The organism is Microcystis sp. LE19-41.2A (assembly GCF_027530405.1).
Classification (GTDB): Bacteria; Cyanobacteriota; Cyanobacteriia; order Cyanobacteriales; family Microcystaceae; genus Microcystis; species Microcystis aeruginosa.
In genome coordinates this window covers 1-17,023 of record NZ_JAPZQJ010000014.1, presented here as the reverse complement: position 1 = coordinate 17,023, position 17,023 = coordinate 1, and the positions used below count along the sequence as shown (strand labels likewise).

Sequence of the window (17,023 nt, the reverse complement as noted above, 5' to 3'; positions counted from 1 at the left end):
GCCTCCCTACTTATATCCATTTTTCAAAAGCTATTTTCAGGAAAATAATCCCAATTTAAAACCTGTTCTTGGCTAAAAGGACAATCAACTGGGAAAGTTTCTTTTGGTAAATTAGTTTCATTTACCGTGGATGATATAGTTTTAAGATGTGCTAAACGATGCTTAAAGTCCCCAGCTAACCAAAAATTCATCAAAGACGAGATTATTAAGCCTAACTCTAACTTTCAATATGAAGCTTTTAGAAAAATGTTGATGATAGTTATTGGTTTAGCAACATTAGAAAAAATCGAAAAAAAGTCAGAAAAAACTGATAAAATTAGTACTTTAAAAGGTTATCTTGGTAATCTAAAGAAAAGTCGCAATCTAGCGGCTCATAGTCATACTAAAGGTACTTTGACAACCTATGATGCTCCTTCTGAAACTAAATATAATTTTGATAGAATATATGCTTTGTTAACAGAGTTAAGTAGGTAGGTATTAAAAACTTTCAGATCCCCCCGCCTATCGGCACCCCCCTTATCAAGGGGGGCAGGGGGGATCGAACCTAAAATCCATTTTTAATTTAATTATAACCAGCTACTTAGATGCAGAATTGCAACGTCATAAATGTTGACTTATTTCTCGTACAATCGCTTTTAGTGCACCTTCCACAAAGACAATCAGTCAAAATTAAACCCCCTAACCGGCGAAAATTAACTACAAGCGATCAAAAAACTGGGAAAATATTCAATTGATTCAATGTCATCTTTTTTAACTATCCTGCCCATGAATAATCAGGTCATCCGTACTGATAAAGCTCCAGCCCCTGTGGGTCCCTATAATCAAGCGATCGCCGCTACCGGTCCTTTTCTCTTTGTTGCGGGACAAATTCCCCTAGATCCCGTCACGGGTGAAATCGTCTCCGGGGAAATTAGCGCCCAAACCGAACAAGTTATGGCCAATCTAGAGGGCATTTTAACCGCTGCTGGGGCTAATTGGTCAAATGTGGTGAAAACTACCGTCTTTCTCTCGGATTTAGCCAATTTCGGGGCAATGAATCAAGTTTATGCCCGTTATTTCCCCCCGGAAACCGCCCCGGCCCGGGCCTGTGTGGAGGTGGCCCGTCTTCCCAAAGATGTGCTAGTGGAAATAGAATGTATTGCCGCTTTAGCCTAAAAATTAAGGTGGGCAATGCCCACCCTAACCTAATCTCTCTCTAGACCACCAAAGCCTCTAGAATCGTCTTATTGTAGATAATTCGCCCTACAGTAGTACGCACATACTGAGAAATTATCTGACCATCCTTCTCGCGGGTTTTGCGTTCCCGATAATATTTCCAGATGCTGCCATCGGGGAGAGTTTCCGTTTCCAGGACTTCCTCATCGGGTTTATTGGTTTTCACCTTTTCTCCGACAGGTAAACGCAACCACACGGAAGCGTGTAGATCCACCAATCCCTGATCAAAAGCGCGAATAGCGTCATCCATGCTGGCGAAATAACGACCCCCACCCTTTTGGGCCTTGGGATTTTCGGCCGTGAGATAATAACAACCCAAAACCATATCCTGAGAAGGGGCAACAATCGGGCGACCGGTCGCCGGTGAGAGAATATTATGACAAGCTAACATCAACAATCGCGCTTCCGATTGTGCTTCCAGGGAGAGGGGAATATGTACGGCCATTTGGTCCCCGTCAAAGTCAGCGTTAAAAGCGGGACAGACGAGGGGATGTAACTGAATCGCCCGGCCCTCCACTAGGATCGGTTCAAACGCTTGAATGCCCAAACGGTGCAGGGTAGGGGCGCGGTTTAACATCACCGGGTGTCCCGTGATCACTTCATCCAAGACGTGCCAAACATTGGCATCCCCCCGTTGGATCATTTTCTTGGCCGCCTTGATATTATTGACGATGCCTAATTTAATTAAACGATGGATAACGAAGGGTTGGAACAATTCGATCGCCATTTCCCGGGGTAAACCGCATTGATAGATCTTCAACTTCGGACCGACAACGATAACCGAACGTCCCGAATAGTCAACCCGTTTACCGAGGAGATTTTGACGGAAACGCCCCTGTTTACCCTCGATAATATCCGATAAAGACTTCAGGGCGCGATTATTGGCCCCCACCACCGTGCGACCGCGACGACCGTTATCAATTAAAGCATCGACGGCCTCCTGTAACATCCGTTTTTCGTTGCGGACGATAATTTCGGGGGCGAGAATTTCTTGCAGACGGGATAAACGGTTATTGCGGTTAATCACCCGACGGTAGAGATCGTTCAGGTCAGAGGTGGCAAAACGGCCGCCGTCCAACTGCACCATCGGGCGTAAATCGGGGGGAATCACGGGAATTACGCTTAAAACCATCCATTCTGCCTGAGAACCCGTGGCGATAAAGTTATCGATTACCCGGAGACGTTTAATTAATTTTGCCCGTTTTTGCCCTTTACTTTCGACAATTTCCGTCCGCAGTCTTTCCGCTTCTTCTTCCAGGTTAATTTCCTGTAAGAGTCTTTGGATAGCCTCGGCCCCGATACCCACTTCAATGCCGACTAATTCCGAATCCTCCGCGTAGATTTCTTCTTCGATCTCTAACCATTGATCTTCGCTGAGGAGTTGTTTATAACTAAGATTGCCGGCATTACCCGGATCGAGAACCACATAGGCATTAAAATAGACGATTTGCTCCACGTCCCGCAGGGGCATATCGAGCAGGATACTGAGATAGCTGGGAATACCTTTGAGATACCAAACGTGGGTGACGGGGGCAGCTAATTTGATAAAACCCATGCGATGACGACGTACCCGCGACTCGGTAACTTCCACCCCGCAACGTTCACAGACAATTCCCCGGTGACGGACGCGTTTGTATTTACCGCACCAACATTCCCAGTCCTTCGAGGGGCCAAAAATTTTCTCGCAGAATAACCCATCCATTTCCGGTTTGAGAGTCCGATAGTTGATCGTTTCTGGTTTGGTTACTTCTCCGACGACTTGACCGTTAGGCAGGTTTCTTTCTCCCCATTGCCGAATTCTTTCGGGGGACGCTAAACCGATTTTGACGTAATCAAATCTTTGATCTGTTGGAGTCTTCATTCTGAATTTTTTACTATGGGTGATGATCTGGGATAAGCGATCGCTCGCGCGTTCTCGATGCCCCGATGACAACTATTAGGCAGAAACGACGGTTAACTCAGTCACTTTTTCTTGGGGTCAAACTGGCCTGACCGAGTCCGGGACATTACATTATACAATTTTTCCAGTTCGATCGACCATTAAGTGATATTTTCCCAGATGGTGATGCTACCGTCGGCCGCAGCCGCTGCTAGGTGACAATAATCGGGGCTGAGAACTAAACTGGAGATCGGCGACGATCGCCCATTGTCGGTGCTGAGAGTTGCGATCGCCTGTTGAGAATTGGCTAACCAGATTTTAATCTCTCCGTCGGTTCCCCCGGTAAATAACCATTGACCTTCCTCTGCAAATACCAAGCTTGTCACCTGACCATTATGGGCATTGATCACCCGAATTGGCGCAAAATGACCGCTTTTCTCTCGATCGTATTGCCAGATTTTCACTGTCCCATCCACACAACCGGCGGCAATAATCTGACCATCGGCAGCGATCGCCAGACTCTGCACCGAAGAAACGTTACCGGATAGGACGGCGATTTTTGCTCCCGATCCCAATTGCCAGAGGGTGACAGTGCCATCACCTCCAGCTGCGGCGATAAAATCTTGATTAGGAGCCACTGCTAGGGCATAAATTGCCCCCAGACTGTCATAGGAGCTAAATTCTTCGGTTTCCTGCTCTAAATTCCACTGTTTTAGGGTTTGATCGTAACTACCACTAACCAAAAAATGCCAACGGGGGGCAAAATCTAGGCCGTGAATCGAACCGAGATGACCGAGGAAAATTTGATTTAATTCCAGACTACTGCCATCGCCGGCTAAAGTCCATAATTTAACGGTTTGATCGAATCCTCCCGTCGCTAGATGATAATCGCCGTTTCCAGTCACTGCTAGGGCTAAAATGCCCTGATCGTGAGCTTCCACCGTATTAATCAGGGTTCCCCTCGCAAAATCCCAGATTTTTAGGGTACGATCCCAACTAACGCTAATTAAAAACTGTTGATCCTCGGTAATTGCGATCGCTGTAATCATTTCCCGATGGGCGGCCAGACGGCGATAATAGTGCCAATGGGGTATATCGACGGGGGGGGAAGTGGGAGTTAAATTAAGGGTAGGTAGGGTGATTTGTGGCTCATTTTCCGCTTTTGTGGCGGGAATATCCGCCGATTCTTCGTTAAGCGGCAAAATATCTCTGTGTAAGCGACTGTAGGATTTTTCCAGATGTTCGATGCGTTCCAGCAGCCCGTTACGGTTGATATATTGAATAATTTGATTGTGGGACTGTTCGAGGACGAGAATATTCTCCTCTAATTCTGCGATCTCGCGTAGCGAGCGCGTTGCGACCGCACGGGCGTTATCGCTGGCCACCGCAGGACTGAGGGACTGTATTTGTGCTGATAAAGCTTCTTTTTCTTCTTCCCACTGACTCTGTAAATCACCAGTCATTTCGGTTAAGCGTTGACGTTGCCTGGTTCTTTCTCGGAGACGATTGAGAATATTCAACCCGAAAGTCACTACCAGGAGGAACAAAGGCAAAAACTCCGCACCCATGGCGATAAGGGTAAGCAGGGTTAATCCTAGGGCGATATATTCCGCTAATTCTAGCCAATGGGGGCGATGGTCGGTCATTTTGCAGTTACCGGTAAAGGGATTTCAATGATCTCCTGATTTCAGACTCATGGTAACGCTAATTGCCGCCTTGGGATTGACTAAAATTAATTTTTAAGCAGGAGTTAAGACTTTTTTCTTAGTTTCTATCGGTGCGGTTAAAGCGGATTCTAAATCGGCCTTCCCTAGTCTTGCTTCCAAAATTTTCAGCACTTCTCGTCCAAAATCATCGGGATTTTGTCGCCATGCTTGCAGACAAACTTCGCCAAAGAATGACCCCAAAGGTTCGGGATTCCAGAGCAGTTTTTTGGCTGTCCAGGGCATTAAACTCATGGGATCGTAGTCGGGTTTAATAATTTCTTTTTTGAAGGCGTATTCTTCTAGATGGGTGTGGGGTTGTAGTCCGATAAAAAAGATGGCTGGTTCCACTTTATCGACTCCAAAAATATTTTCTAATTCCCGATGATAGGCGATAGTTTGACGAATAGTTTCCAGGGTTTCATCAATAACATTAAAGGAATAATTTACCGAAACCAGATCATTAAAACCGGCCGCTTTTAAGTCCCGACAATTTTGCAGAACTGTCCGCAAATTATAGCCCATCCGCATTTTGCGGACTAATTCCTGAGAACCACTGGTGATACCAATTTCAAAGTAGTTCATGCCTGTTTTTACCATTAAATCGCACAGTTTCGGAGTGAGATTATCGGCACGAATATAGGCAGCCCAACGGATATCTTTCATCCCAGAAGCGAGAATTTTTTCTAATAGTTCTTCCACGTCGTTGATAAATTTTCTGGTGGGGATAAATTGGGCATCGGTAAACCAGAAATTGCGAATGCCGCGGTCGTATAATTGGCGCATTTCCTTAACTACTTCATCCGCGGGATTAATGCGTACTTGTTTCCCTTCGACGACGGTATAGATGCAGTAGCAGCAGTTATGGGGACAGCCGCGCTTGGTTTGTACCCCGATATAAAAGTCGTTTTCTTGGAAATAGTAGGAAAATTCCGGCCAAATACTGGCGATATAGTCGTAGTTACAAGCGGATTTTTCTAAGGGGGTGGGGGATTCGTGGATTAAACGCGGCCGGGGTGTGGTTTCTCCGACGACATAACAACGTTCATCGCTAAAGTCCCGGCCGGAGAGGAATTTTTCTAGCAGGGTTTCCCCTTCTCCCACTGATACAATTGTTCCTGTGGGCAGTTTGGTTTTTAGTTGTTCGTAGAAAACACTGACGGCACCACCCCCGACGATAACTCGCGCTTCGGGATGGTATTTTCTGGCCCGCTGCAACCCTCGGCGAATTAGTCCCTGATTGCGCCATAATTCGCCGTAGTAGGCGGTTGTCACCTTTAAACCTCCTAAAGCACCTCGCAGCTTGATTAGGGGGTTTTTAGCGTAGTAAAATTCAAAGGCGTTTTGCAGGGGATTGCCACCGCGACCACCGACGGGGGCATATATTTGAATATCCCGCCAGGAGAATACTAGCAGGGTCGGCCGAAATTCGTCAACACAGCGATCGAGTGCCTGGTTAAAGTCTAAGGGGGGGACGGTGCCAAGGTCAAAAATCCTTTGTTCGATGTCGGGGAATAGTTTATGAACGTGGTCGGAAAGGTAAACGACACCGATGGGGAAAATGGGGTTACAGGGGAGTCTAACGTAGAGGATGCGTTGTGCTTGCGGTTGAGTCATGAGATTTCTGAAGGGGATGGAGACGCATTCTGAGTAATCTTAATATAACTTAACTTTGTCCGGCTTGTCTGGCAGTTATCAGTTATCAGTTATCAGTTATCAGTTATCAGTTATCAGATGTGAGTTTTCAGTTCACTGTTTACTGTTTACTGAAAAGCTTCCCACTTCCCACACCCCACACCCCACACCCTACACCCCACACCCTACACCCTACACCCCACACCCCACACCCTACACCCTACACCCTACACCCTACACCCTACACCCTACACCCTACACCCCACACCCCACACCCCACACCCTACACCCTACACCCTACACCCTACACCCCACACCCCACTTGCATCTTAGGTTAAACTTTAATTCCTAGTACCTGTGTATGGGTTCCCCGCGCTTGGGTGACACCGATGGTTCTTTCCGATGCTTCAATCATCGGCCGACGCAAACTAACGACAATAAATTGCGCTTGTTGTGCTTGTTTTTGAATCATTTTGGCCAATTTCTCCACATTGGCCCCATCTAAAAACATATCCACTTCATCAAAGGCATAAAAGGGAGAAGGACGATATCTTTGTAGGGAAAAAATAAAGCTTAAAGCGGTTAAAGATTTTTCACCTCCAGACATGGAACTTAATCGCTGTACTGGTTTTCCTTTGGGATGTGCCACCAGATTTAAGCCACCATTAAAGGGGTCATTTTCGTCTTCTAATTGCAAGTAACCGTCGCCATCGGACAGGGTGGCAAATATATTCTTAAAGTTTTCGTTAACGGCAGTAAATGCTTCCTGAAAAGCATTAAATCTGAGGGTGGTAAAGTTTTCTATCCGCAAAAGTAGTTCGGTTCTTTCTCCCTCTAGAGTTTGCAGTTTTTCTGATAGTTCATCTAATCTCTCTTTGGTTTTTTGGTATTCTTCTAAAGCTAACATATTGACAGGTTCTAAAGCTTCTAATTTCCGTTGTAACTGCCGAATATCGCTTTGAATTTTCTCGAAATCTCGATCGCTTTCAGGAATTTCGGGCAAGGGATTGGGTAAGTCGCTTTCTAGTTGACTAATTTCTGTCTGTAAAGTGGTTAGTAATGCTTGTCTTTCCTCTTGATTGTTGACTAACTTTTCCGATTGCCAGATAGCCTGTTGTTGCCGGTTTTGTTGTTGTCGCAAAACTGTCTCTAATTGATCTCTTTTTTGCTTGGTTTCCCCTAGTTGTTGCGATAATTGCTGTAAAGCTTGATTGATTTCTAAAATATGGCAATCAAGTTTTTCTATCTCCAGATTACCGATATTTCTCTGATTAACTGCATCGGTAATTATCCTGTCAATCTCAATAATTCTATCCGCAGACTCTTGACTTTTTTCCTCTAGTCTGATTTGTTGATTATGTAAATCTTTTAACTGTTCGCGGACTGTAGCGAGGTGATTTTCTTGGGTTTGTAACTCTAATTCTTGACTGCGAATTATTCCCTGTACCTGTTGCCATTCGCTATGGGTATGATTGGCCTCTAAAGCAGTTAATTTCTCCTGTTCTTCCTGTAAAGATAACTCTAACTGAGGAATTTCTCTAGTTAATACCTCTAACCGTTGACTAGAAATACTAATTTCCTCTTGCTGTCCCGATAATTGACGGGTTAAATCCTCTTTTTCTGTGGTTAAACGTTGTAAATCCTTGCTTAATTGTTGTAGAGATAATTGATTTTCCCGATGACTTTGACGGGTTTCGGTTAACTGTTGGGTTAACTGACTGATAAGATGATTAACTTGGGTAATTTTTTCTTCGTTGCGGGTAAGAATGCGATCGATTTCTGCTAATCTTTCCCGTAGAGATTCCGCTTCACTAGACTCCTTCGGAGAAATTTTACCAAAACGCAGCCCCGATCGCGTCGGTTGGCTGCCTCCGGTCATAGCGCCAGTCATCTCTAATAACTCGCCATCCAAAGTAACGATGCGATATTGATTGATATAATAACGGGCAGAATCTATATCCTCGAAAACCACGGTACTGCCAAAAATATAGTTAAAAACCTCCCGATACTGGGATTGAAACTTAACTAAATTCACCGCTAAATCCAGATAACCCCGCGCATGACGCAGAGAGGAAATATCCTGGGGACGGGGAGGACGAATTTTATTCAGGGGTAAAAAAGTGGCGCGACCGATGCGACGCTGTTTTAGCAAGGCAATTCCGGCAGCCGCAACGCTATCATCTTGGACGACTACATGACCTAAACGACCTCCGGCGGCGATTTCAAGAGCAATTTGATAACGTTCCTCTACTTCCCCCAATTGTGCCACTAATCCGCAGATTCCGGGCAAATCTGACTGTAATAATATTTGAGTAGCATAGGTTCCCTGGGCCTCCTGTTGCGCTTGCTTGGTCGCTTCCAGTTTATCTAATTCCCTCTGTTTGTCCCGTTGTTCCTTGAGCAGACGTTTTTGGGTGTCCTGACTGATGACGCGATTTTGTTCGGCAATGGTGAGTTTTTGGGCTAAATTTTGGATATCGGGATCCGATTGATTAATTTTTTGTAATATTTCTTGACTTTCTTCCGTTTTTGTGCTAATAACTTGCTCTAATTCTTGCAGACGTTGACCAGCTTCTACTATATTAGTTTGCAATCGATCGCATCTTTCGGTCAATTGGGCCCGTTGGCTACGGTAGGGGTTTAATTGTTCCTGAAGACGGGTAATATTGCGGGAAAGGTCACTTTGTTCTTTTACCCAAGCTTCTGACGCTTCCGCGAGACTACTTGCTTGCAGACGATGGTTTTCTAGGGTTTCCCTTGCGGTTTGGGTTGTCAGTAGGAGATTGGGTAAAATTTCAGTTTCTAAACGGCTTTTTTCAGCAGTAATCTGATTTAATTCGAGATTGTAGCGATTAATTTCCTCTAAAAGCCTGTTTTTCTGTCCCTGAGATTCTTTTTCGAGGTTTTCTAACTCTTTTTGTCGTTGTTGCTGTTGTTGTCGTTTGGCCTGTTGACTCGCTAATCGGGAAGTCAGGGACAGGTGTTCATCTTCCCCGAAAGCTTTGACCTGTTGATTGAGTTTCTCTAATTCTTGACTATTTTGGGCGATTTGTTCGGATAAATTGGCGATAGTCTCGGTTAAAACCTGTTTTTCCTTTTCCCCAGCTTGAATTTGTTCTTTTAATTGCTGGCAGCGCTGCTGGAGATTTTGCCAATGCAGGACAATTTCCCATTGTTGTTTTTCTTGGACTTGGGCCTTGAGTTTTTGGTATTTTTCGGCTTTAATGCGATCGAGTGCTAATTTCTCCAGAGATTTTTGCAATTCTGTGGCAATAATTTGGCAGCGTTCTTCTCTTTCTTTAACCGAATCGATATTCTCCTTAGTTTTCTCAATTTTGCGGTCAAATTCGGCTACTCCTGCCAATTCGTCGATAATTTCCCGTCTTTCCTTGGCATTCATGCTGATAATTCGGGTTACGTCCCCCTGTAACACCACGTTATACCCTTCGGGATAGATGCGTAAACGGTTTAATTGGTCGTGAAGTTCGCTAACCGTACAGGTTTCCCCATTGATATAGTAGGTAGAAGTATAGCTGCCACCCTTAGCCACTTTTAAGCGCCTAGAAACCGTCCAATCCCTATCGGTTGCGTCGGGAATATCGCTAACATCAAAAGTCACCGAAACACTCGCTTCGGTGCTATGACGTTGACTGTTATAGCTGTGATTGACTAAATCCGGTAATCTTTCGGCCCGCATTCCCTTGGAAGTAGCTAATCCCAAGCAAAATAGCAATGCGTCGAGAATATTCGACTTTCCCGAACCATTTGGACCAGAAACCACCGTAAACCCCGGTAAAAAGGGGATGGGAGTCGTTCCCCCGAAGGATTTGAAGTGTGAGAGTTCGACCTTTTTGATGTAAACCATGGCGATAAGCAAAAATTAGGCAAGCTATCAGCTGTCAGCTTTAATCTATAAGGGATAACTCCGGTTTATCCTTGAAAATATCCTCAGACTTGACCGGAGATGAGTTTGATTAGTTGCGTAGTTTGAGAATTTTATGACAACACCCTTATAGAAAAATATAGCTGATAGCCCCCTTAGATAGCTTGAATCCATTCTTTGACTTGGTACTCTGTCCAGATACCATTTTGCCAGTAGGGGTCCGCTTCGATTAATTCTCGCACTTCCGACTCGCTGGCTGCCTGATAAATTCCGAAAACTTGGCTTAAATCTGCCGTTGGTCCGATAGTAATGAGAATTCCCCGTTCTTTCTGTTGATTTAATCCCTCTAGATGCGCTTGACGATAGGGTGCGCGTTTTTCCAGCACGTTTTCACAATAACTACCCCAGATAACAAATTTCGGCATATTTGACCTGTACTCTCTTGATCTGTTGCTATTTTACGATCGAATCGTCAATCAGGCTAAATCGATATAGAAAAGTGGGGGGGTACACAGAATCTACATTTTACTATAGCGGTGAGTCCCGATTGAAACGCTGAAACGCCTATCTATTATCTATCGATGGATTTACTATACCTCATTAGACTGAAAAACGCTATATATAGATTAGCTAATCCAGATAGGTTTTCTATTGTATTTAAGTAGGTAGGTGGAATTAAATATAAGATGAACATAGGTTGGGTTGAAGCATGAAACCCAACGCCTAACCATTACCATTTGTCCTCCAAGATTAAGTTAGTATAACAAATACAGTCTTCACTCAAAGTTAATCCGTTCTCGTTCGACAACTAAAGGCCTTTTTAAAATTCTCATGTGCATTAAGCCAATGTATTCCCCAATAATGCCGATAAAAAATAGTTGCACCGAAGCGATTAAAAATAGTCCGACAGTAACGGGTGCGGTTCCTAAAGGAAAATAATCCCAGAACAACAATTTGGCGATTAAATAACCTAACGCCACTAGCAAACTCAGCAGAGACAAAGCAAAACCCAAAAATGTAGCCATCCTCAAAGGAACACTAGAATGGCTGGTAATGCCTAACATTCCAGCATCATAAAGCCTATAAAAATTTCGATAACTACTCTTTCCTTTTTTACGCTGCCGTTGTTTGTACTCAATCTCAGCACTGTCAAAGCCGATCTCTGAAATAATACCTCTTAGGTATGGATAAGGATCGTCAATTTTTTTCAAAACTTCCACGACCTTTTTATCATAGAGTCCAAAACCTGTAAAATGAGCAGTAGGCTTAATATCCGATAACTGAGTGACAAGAAAGTAATAAAAACTCCGGATACTATACAGTAGAAAATTTTCTTCACTTGAAGTTTTTATTCCTTTGACTATGTGATAGCCCTCTTCCCATTTTTTGATAAAATCAACAATCAAGTCTGGTGGATCTTGTAAATCAGCAAAAATTAAGACAACAGCATCAGCATCTGGCTGAGTTATTCCATAGTAAATCGATCGAATTGCCCCAAAGTTTCGAGCATTAACGATAATTTTGACATTGGAATCTTTGATGGCAATACCTTTAAGAATGTCCACCGTTTTATCCTGAGAAGCATTATCAATAAATAGATGTTCATAATCATATTTTTCTAAGTCCGCAAAAATCTGTTTGACTTGAAGATAAATCTCTTCGATATTCCCCTCCTCATTATAGCAAGGAGTCACTACACTAATTTTTTTCATTGTCTATTTCCTCTAAAAACAAAGGTTTTATTTAAAAAATAGGAAACAATTGCTAGAGGCAATACCAAGACAGCTTGTGCCACTAACATATTAATTCCTAGCATCTTAACAATTCGTAAGGATTCAGCGTTTAATAAATAAATCACTAAATAAACACCAATAAAGCGAGCTAGTAGTCGATTATTTTGGTCTTTAAAAACGATAGCTCCGATAGTTTTAAAGTTGAATAATACCCCGCAAATAGTAGCGATAAGTAAGGAATAGCGCTCATCTAATCCTAGACGAAACAGCAAGGCAAACACCCCATAACCAAATAAGGTATTAACTACCCCCACTAACAAAAATCTAACAGATTTGCTTTTTTTGATTAGATACATTTTTCAAGTTTATTTTGACAATTAGTGATTACATTGGTCTTTACCTTCTCCTCACCTGTAAAATGGCTAATACACTCTTTGTAGCATGGCCAGAGCCGATTGCACAATGCCATCCAAATCAAGTCCTTGTTGGGAACGTAAAACCGTTTGACTACCAGCGGTTTTAACGGCTTCTCTTTTTAACCTTAAAGGTTTAAATTCAACAGTTTCGCTCGACTGTGCCAGAACTTCTGCAACTGCACTTCCTAAACCGCCAATTCCATGTTCTTCTAGGGTGATTATCTTCTTAGTCTTTTCGGCAGATTGTAAGATAGATTGTTCATCTAGAGGGTAGAGAGTCGGCATACTCAAAACTTCAATAGAATAACCCTGCATCGTCAGTTTTTCAGCCGCTTTAACGGTTAAATCTAGCATTCCCCCTATACTGATTAAGGTCAAATCTGTTCCCGACTGTAACTCGATTGCCTTACCAATTTCAAACTGAGGTTCCCTGGGGTGAACTTGAGGCTCACCGGCTTTCCCTAATCTTAAATAACAGGGACTAGATAGGTTAACAATAGCTTGAGTCGCTAACTTAGCTTCTAGAGGATCTCCCGGAGCGATAACCGTCATATTAGGTAACACTCTCATCACCGCTAAATCTTCCATGCCATGATGAGTATAACCCAGAGAACCGTAGGTCAGTCCACCACCAACAGCAACAATATTAACATTGAGATTGTGATAACAGACATCATTGCGAATCTGTTCAAAACATCGCATGATCGGAAAATTGACAATAGAATAGACAAAGACGATTTTGCCACACATTGCTAGACCCGCAGCTATGCCGATCATGTTTTGTTCGGCAATACCCACATTAACAAATCGTTCAGGAAATTGGCCTGCAAATCCTTCGAGGACAGAATAGCCTAAGTCTCCGCAAAGAAGCCAAATCCTCTCATCTTTCTTGGCTATTTCACAAAGCGTATTGATAAAAGCTGTTCTCATGATTTCCCCTCAATTTCTGCTACGGCTTGTTCTAGTTGTTCTTGATTCGGTGACTTGTAATGCCAAGCCAGTTGATTTTCCATAAAACTGACTCCTTTTCCCTTAACAGTATGGGCGATAATACAGCTAGGTTTGCCCTTTTCAAAAGGAACACTATTGAAAGCATCTTCAATCTGCTGGAAATTATGACCGTCAATTTCTCGCACTGACCAACGAAATGCCTGGAATTTAGCTGTTAAGGGTTCAAGGTCAAGCACTTCTTGGACCGTGCCAAAACTCTGAATCTTGTTATAGTCCACAATAACAACTAGGTTATCGAGTTGATGCTGAGGCGCAAATAAAATTGATTCCCAGTTTGAGCCTTCATCCATTTCGCCATCACTAACTAGAACAAATACTCGGTAGGGTTTATCTTCACGTTTACCAGCTAGAGCTATACCACAACCGATAGGTAAACCATGACCTAAAGACCCGGTAGAGGCTTCTATTCCGGGTAGATAATGACTGATATGACCAGTTAACTTAGAACCATCTTGACAATAGGTTTCTAGCCATTCTAGGGGAAAAAATCCCCGTTCAGCCAGTACTGCGTAGAGAATAGCCGCACTATGACCTTTACTGAGAATAAATCGATCGCGGTCTAGCCAATTTGGGTTAGTCGGATCAACTCGGAGAATTTTGCCATATAGCACAGCTAATAAATCAGCCATACTTAAGCAACTGCCAATGTGAGAGGCATTGGCTCGATGAACCATTTGTAAGGAAATTAGACGGATTTGTTTGGCTAATTTTTCGATCATTGGCGTTCAATCATGAGGTAGTTTTTGTTGATATAAAGTTTTGAATTTGTTGGCTATGTTTTTCTCGATGAAGAAAGAAAAAGTTAGTTTCTAGAGTCGTATCGTCCATGAGGGAAAATCGGGATAAATTATGATCACAAACGGTAAAGCAATCATAACCGATCTCAGCCATTAAGTCAATGATCTGATTAGGGTGGTAATTAAATTTGGCTGACCATTTTCTGAGCATCTCTGTAAAAATTATTGGTTTGTCTCGTTTAATTGTCTCCAGACCTCCTTGATAAACTAAAAGTTCTGCTCCTTCCACATCACATTTAATAAAATCTATCTTGACAGGATTTTCATCGATAAATTCATCCAACCTTTTCACTTCGCAAGTTATTTCTTTAATGGTTTCACTCTCTGTAATATTCACTAAAGACGCACTCACAGAAGCTTCCGGTTGAACGTAAAATTTTAACGTTTCGTTTTGATTAGAAAATCCAAAATTGTAGAGAGTTATGTTTTTAATCTCTAAGTTTAAGTCTAGATTTTTTTGAAAGTAATCAAAAGTTGATTTTACTGGTTCAAATGACCATATCTTAGCTTGATTAAATCGCTTGGCAATACTTAGAGAATACCAGCCAATATTAGCTCCAATATCAAAGATATTACAGGAGTCTCCCAAGGTTGAAATTAACTCAAAAATTAAATGACTTTCTGCTGGTTCATAGAAATTAAAATTGAGTATTTCAAAGGGTGCCGCTCGTTTATCTGGCTGATTACACCAGATATTGATTCCTTGTTCCCTAGAAGTAAATACAACTCCATTGTCTTGAATCCTAATACTAGCAATGTCAGTATCCTTGAGAAGTTCAGAATAGTCAAACAGAACTTGGTGAAATTGATACATTTCATCAATATACTGCTGTTTATTGATCTGTCCCAAATGATAGTGTTGTTTCCTGTCCAATAACTTCATAAAAAACTCCCAATTGTACGTTTAAAACCTTCTTCAATGCTGGTTTGCGGTTGCCACCCTAAGACCAATAACTTAGAAATATCCGGACAATTCCGGGAGACTTGACTCGGAATATAATCGGGATTATCTTGGATGGGTTGGCGAAGGAGTTTTAATCCTTTTTCAGGAAATAAATCCACAAGTTTCACCGCCAATTCTAATATACTTATCTCCCCTTGAGGATTTCCTAAATTATAGGCTTGTCCATTCTCCCCCTTCAGAAGAATAGTTAAAAAACCTTGAACGGCATCGGCTAAATAACAAAAAGCGCGACGAGCGCTTCCGTCACTTTTCATAATTATATCACGATTGTTGACAATATCAGCTACAAAATCTGCATAGACTCGACCATCATCCAAGCTTAACCCCGGCCCATAAGTATGAAAAGGACGGACAATTTTAGTAGGGATGTTGTATTGATGAAACCAAGAAACACACATATTTTCGCCCATACGCTTGCTTTCAGCATAACAGGAACGAACTAAGGTCGGATCCAGATAACCATAATTATCTTCCCTAATTTGCTCACAAGAGGGATCAACTTTTCCATACACCTCACTACTACTGAAATAGAGAAAGCTTTCGACTTGATGGAGTTTAGCAAGTTCAAGAAGATTATAAGTTCCTAGGGTATTCGCTAATAATGTTCCCGCTGGATCTTTCCCGTAATACTTCGGACTGGCTTGACTGGCAGCATGAATGATAAAATCTATTTTCAAGTCTAAAGAAATCGGACTAGAAACATCCTGCTCAATTACCTCTAAATCGGTTCTATTCTGGTAAAACTCCAATCGTTTCAAGGCTTTATTCTTATTTCTGACTAAGCCAATCACTTTGATAGAAGAATGTCTTTTTTGTTCATTGAAATAGAGCAAGGTTTCCACGATGTAAGCTGGTAAAAATCCATTGGCTCCCGAAATCAAAACTGTTTTCCCTGCCAAAGTTTGCCAAGGTAAATCAGCTGCAATAATTTGCCTCAAATCTTGTTCAACAATTTTATGTCTCATAATTTTCTAACTCAGAAAAATATTGGTTTGTGATCCCGAATAATATCTAGTATCCCATCGAGGATAGATTTCCTTGCCGATGCTTTTAAGTCTAGCTGATCATTAGCCCAGATAAAACTTTCTAATAACCAACAGCCAAAAAAGCCTGTACCTCTGGTAATAAATATCCGCTGTTCCCGCAATTCTTCCCAGAGGTCTTTAGTGTGGGCAAGAATATGATTTAAGTCATTTGTTAGGTTAGGTTGCATCCTCAGCCAATCCATTTCATAGAAAAAGACAAATCCACACAAAAATCAAAAGCAATAGGTTTTTACATTCACTTTATCCAATGGGATAAGAAAAGGGTAACTTCAAAAAGAGATAACAAACAAGTCCATTATATTGTCTAATCATAAAAAACATCCAAAAAAATAAAAATGTTCCAAAAAATGCCAACAATGCAAATTTACTCCCGCTCCGACAAAATTCCCTGATAGTCGCTGTTACCTACTCTAACATCTCCTCCGTTAATCCTAGAAATACCCCAATCCAGAAGATCCATTCTATGATTTTATCGGCATTTGACAAGTATGCTACAAGGTTTCTGGTTCAACGCCTAATTCTCTTAATTTTTCAGCTAATTTTTGTCGTAACATTCGCTCCTGTTCGAGTTTATATTCAGTTTGTGCGACTCGTTCACTGCCCCATAATAACAGATTGCCCGACTTATCCCACCAACGTAACCAATAGGCTGTTACTTCCGCTTTTTTTCCCTGCCAGACTCCCAAAAATAAGTTAATCTCTGCTATCCAATAACGATTGTTTTCATTAGGTTTTTGTTGT

At 42.3% G+C, this 17,023-nt stretch carries 15 protein-coding genes and 2 pseudogenes; 3 read left to right on the top strand and 14 right to left on the bottom strand.

Annotated elements, in window-relative coordinates; translation table 11 throughout:
- Positions 1 to 23 precede the first annotated feature (23 nt).
- Positions 24 to 128 (bottom strand): annotated as a pseudogene (locus tag O9290_RS28035) (DUF29 family protein); the annotation flags it as partial.
- On the opposite strand from O9290_RS28035, the gene O9290_RS00585 reads away from it, so the two are divergent.
- Positions 127 to 474: a hypothetical protein gene (locus tag O9290_RS00585; RefSeq protein ID WP_002762766.1), complete on the top strand. Its 348-nt coding sequence runs from the start codon at positions 127 to 129 to the stop codon at positions 472 to 474. The pseudogene O9290_RS28035 and the gene O9290_RS00585 sit on opposite strands and share 2 nt — an antisense overlap.
- Before the next feature lie 264 nt (positions 475 to 738).
- Positions 739 to 1,155, top strand: coding sequence for a RidA family protein (locus O9290_RS00580; protein ID WP_002771650.1), 417 nt, complete (start codon positions 739 to 741; stop codon positions 1,153 to 1,155).
- A gap of 40 nt (positions 1,156 to 1,195) precedes the next feature.
- Here the strand turns inward: O9290_RS00580 and O9290_RS00575 are convergent, their stop codons facing one another.
- The 3 genes from O9290_RS00575 to O9290_RS00565 all read right to left on the bottom strand — a co-directional run bounded on the left by O9290_RS00575 (position 1,196) and on the right by O9290_RS00565 (position 6,414).
- A complete protein-coding gene (locus O9290_RS00575) occupies positions 1,196 to 3,076 on the bottom strand; it encodes a DNA-directed RNA polymerase subunit gamma (RefSeq protein ID WP_158200662.1) in 1,881 nt (626 codons plus the stop codon).
- Between the two features lie 179 nt (positions 3,077 to 3,255).
- The gene (locus tag O9290_RS00570) at positions 3,256 to 4,740 is read right to left on the bottom strand and encodes a WD40 repeat domain-containing protein (protein ID WP_002762770.1); all 1,485 of its coding nucleotides are present in this window, start codon (positions 4,738 to 4,740) and stop codon (positions 3,256 to 3,258) included.
- 93 nt (positions 4,741 to 4,833) lie between these two features.
- Positions 4,834 to 6,414, bottom strand: a complete 1,581-nt coding sequence (locus O9290_RS00565) for a photosystem II high light acclimation radical SAM protein (RefSeq protein ID WP_288057094.1) — start codon at positions 6,412 to 6,414, stop codon at positions 4,834 to 4,836.
- Positions 6,415 to 6,469: 55 nt separating this feature from the next.
- Here O9290_RS00565 and O9290_RS00560 point away from each other — a divergent pair, with 55 nt between their 5' ends.
- On the top strand, positions 6,470 to 6,784 hold the full coding sequence (locus tag O9290_RS00560; protein ID WP_288057092.1) for a hypothetical protein: 315 nt from the start codon (positions 6,470 to 6,472) through the stop codon (positions 6,782 to 6,784).
- Here O9290_RS00560 and smc read toward each other — a convergent pair.
- The 10 genes and pseudogenes from smc to O9290_RS00510 form a co-directional block, all read right to left on the bottom strand.
- A complete protein-coding gene (gene smc / locus O9290_RS00555; protein WP_288057090.1) occupies positions 6,767 to 10,297 on the bottom strand; it encodes a chromosome segregation protein SMC in 3,531 nt (1,176 codons plus the stop codon). The genes O9290_RS00560 and smc overlap by 18 nt on opposite strands.
- 173 nt (positions 10,298 to 10,470) lie before the next feature.
- Positions 10,471 to 10,740 (bottom strand): YciI family protein, encoded by a 270-nt coding sequence (locus O9290_RS00550; protein WP_002762776.1) that lies wholly within the window; start codon positions 10,738 to 10,740, stop codon positions 10,471 to 10,473.
- 351 nt (positions 10,741 to 11,091) lie between these two features.
- Entirely contained in the window at positions 11,092 to 12,027 is a 936-nt protein-coding gene (locus tag O9290_RS00545) for a glycosyltransferase family 2 protein (protein WP_288057088.1), read from the bottom strand.
- A complete protein-coding gene (locus O9290_RS00540) occupies positions 12,024 to 12,404 on the bottom strand; it encodes a GtrA family protein (protein WP_288057086.1) in 381 nt (126 codons plus the stop codon). The genes O9290_RS00545 and O9290_RS00540 overlap by 4 nt, the downstream gene beginning before the upstream one ends.
- A gap of 66 nt (positions 12,405 to 12,470) precedes the next feature.
- Positions 12,471 to 13,394, bottom strand: coding sequence for a transketolase family protein (locus O9290_RS00535; protein WP_125731916.1), 924 nt, complete (start codon positions 13,392 to 13,394; stop codon positions 12,471 to 12,473).
- Complete coding sequence (locus O9290_RS00530; protein ID WP_288057085.1) at positions 13,391 to 14,194, bottom strand: transketolase; 804 nt, start codon at positions 14,192 to 14,194, stop codon at positions 13,391 to 13,393. Before O9290_RS00530 ends, O9290_RS00535 begins: the two co-directional genes overlap by 4 nt.
- A 10-nt stretch (positions 14,195 to 14,204) precedes the next feature.
- Complete coding sequence (locus O9290_RS00525) at positions 14,205 to 15,155, bottom strand: FkbM family methyltransferase (protein ID WP_125731912.1); 951 nt, start codon at positions 15,153 to 15,155, stop codon at positions 14,205 to 14,207.
- Positions 15,152 to 16,201 carry an NAD-dependent epimerase/dehydratase family protein gene (locus O9290_RS00520; protein ID WP_288057083.1) on the bottom strand — a complete coding sequence of 350 codons (1,050 nt, stop codon included), beginning with the start codon at positions 16,199 to 16,201 and terminating at the stop codon, positions 15,152 to 15,154. Before O9290_RS00520 ends, O9290_RS00525 begins: the two co-directional genes overlap by 4 nt.
- An 11-nt stretch (positions 16,202 to 16,212) precedes the next feature.
- Positions 16,213 to 16,449, bottom strand: a complete 237-nt coding sequence (locus O9290_RS00515; RefSeq protein ID WP_288057080.1) for a hypothetical protein — start codon at positions 16,447 to 16,449, stop codon at positions 16,213 to 16,215.
- Between the two features lie 324 nt (positions 16,450 to 16,773).
- Positions 16,774 to 17,023 (bottom strand): annotated as a pseudogene (locus O9290_RS00510) (hypothetical protein); the annotation flags it as partial.

What these genes read in the sequence shown, in the direction of transcription:
- O9290_RS00530 (WP_288057085.1), bottom strand. Translation starts at nt 14,194, where the DNA reads ATGATCGAAAAATTAGCCAAACAAATCCGTCTAATTTCCTTACAAATG.
- smc (WP_288057090.1), bottom strand. Translation starts at nt 10,297, where the DNA reads ATGGTTTACATCAAAAAGGTCGAACTCTCACACTTCAAATCCTTCGGG.
- O9290_RS00540 (WP_288057086.1), bottom strand. Translation starts at nt 12,404, where the DNA reads ATGTATCTAATCAAAAAAAGCAAATCTGTTAGATTTTTGTTAGTGGGG.
- O9290_RS00535 (WP_125731916.1), bottom strand. Translation starts at nt 13,394, where the DNA reads ATGAGAACAGCTTTTATCAATACGCTTTGTGAAATAGCCAAGAAAGAT.
- O9290_RS00575 (WP_158200662.1), bottom strand. Translation starts at nt 3,076, where the DNA reads ATGAAGACTCCAACAGATCAAAGATTTGATTACGTCAAAATCGGTTTA.
- O9290_RS00570 (WP_002762770.1), bottom strand. Translation starts at nt 4,740, where the DNA reads ATGACCGACCATCGCCCCCATTGGCTAGAATTAGCGGAATATATCGCC.
- O9290_RS00545 (WP_288057088.1), bottom strand. Translation starts at nt 12,027, where the DNA reads ATGAAAAAAATTAGTGTAGTGACTCCTTGCTATAATGAGGAGGGGAAT.
- O9290_RS00525 (WP_125731912.1), bottom strand. Translation starts at nt 15,155, where the DNA reads ATGAAGTTATTGGACAGGAAACAACACTATCATTTGGGACAGATCAAT.
- O9290_RS00565 (WP_288057094.1), bottom strand. Translation starts at nt 6,414, where the DNA reads ATGACTCAACCGCAAGCACAACGCATCCTCTACGTTAGACTCCCCTGT.
- O9290_RS00580 (WP_002771650.1), top strand. Translation starts at nt 739, where the DNA reads ATGTCATCTTTTTTAACTATCCTGCCCATGAATAATCAGGTCATCCGT.
- O9290_RS00550 (WP_002762776.1), bottom strand. Translation starts at nt 10,740, where the DNA reads ATGCCGAAATTTGTTATCTGGGGTAGTTATTGTGAAAACGTGCTGGAA.
- O9290_RS00520 (WP_288057083.1), bottom strand. Translation starts at nt 16,201, where the DNA reads ATGAGACATAAAATTGTTGAACAAGATTTGAGGCAAATTATTGCAGCT.
- O9290_RS00515 (WP_288057080.1), bottom strand. Translation starts at nt 16,449, where the DNA reads ATGCAACCTAACCTAACAAATGACTTAAATCATATTCTTGCCCACACT.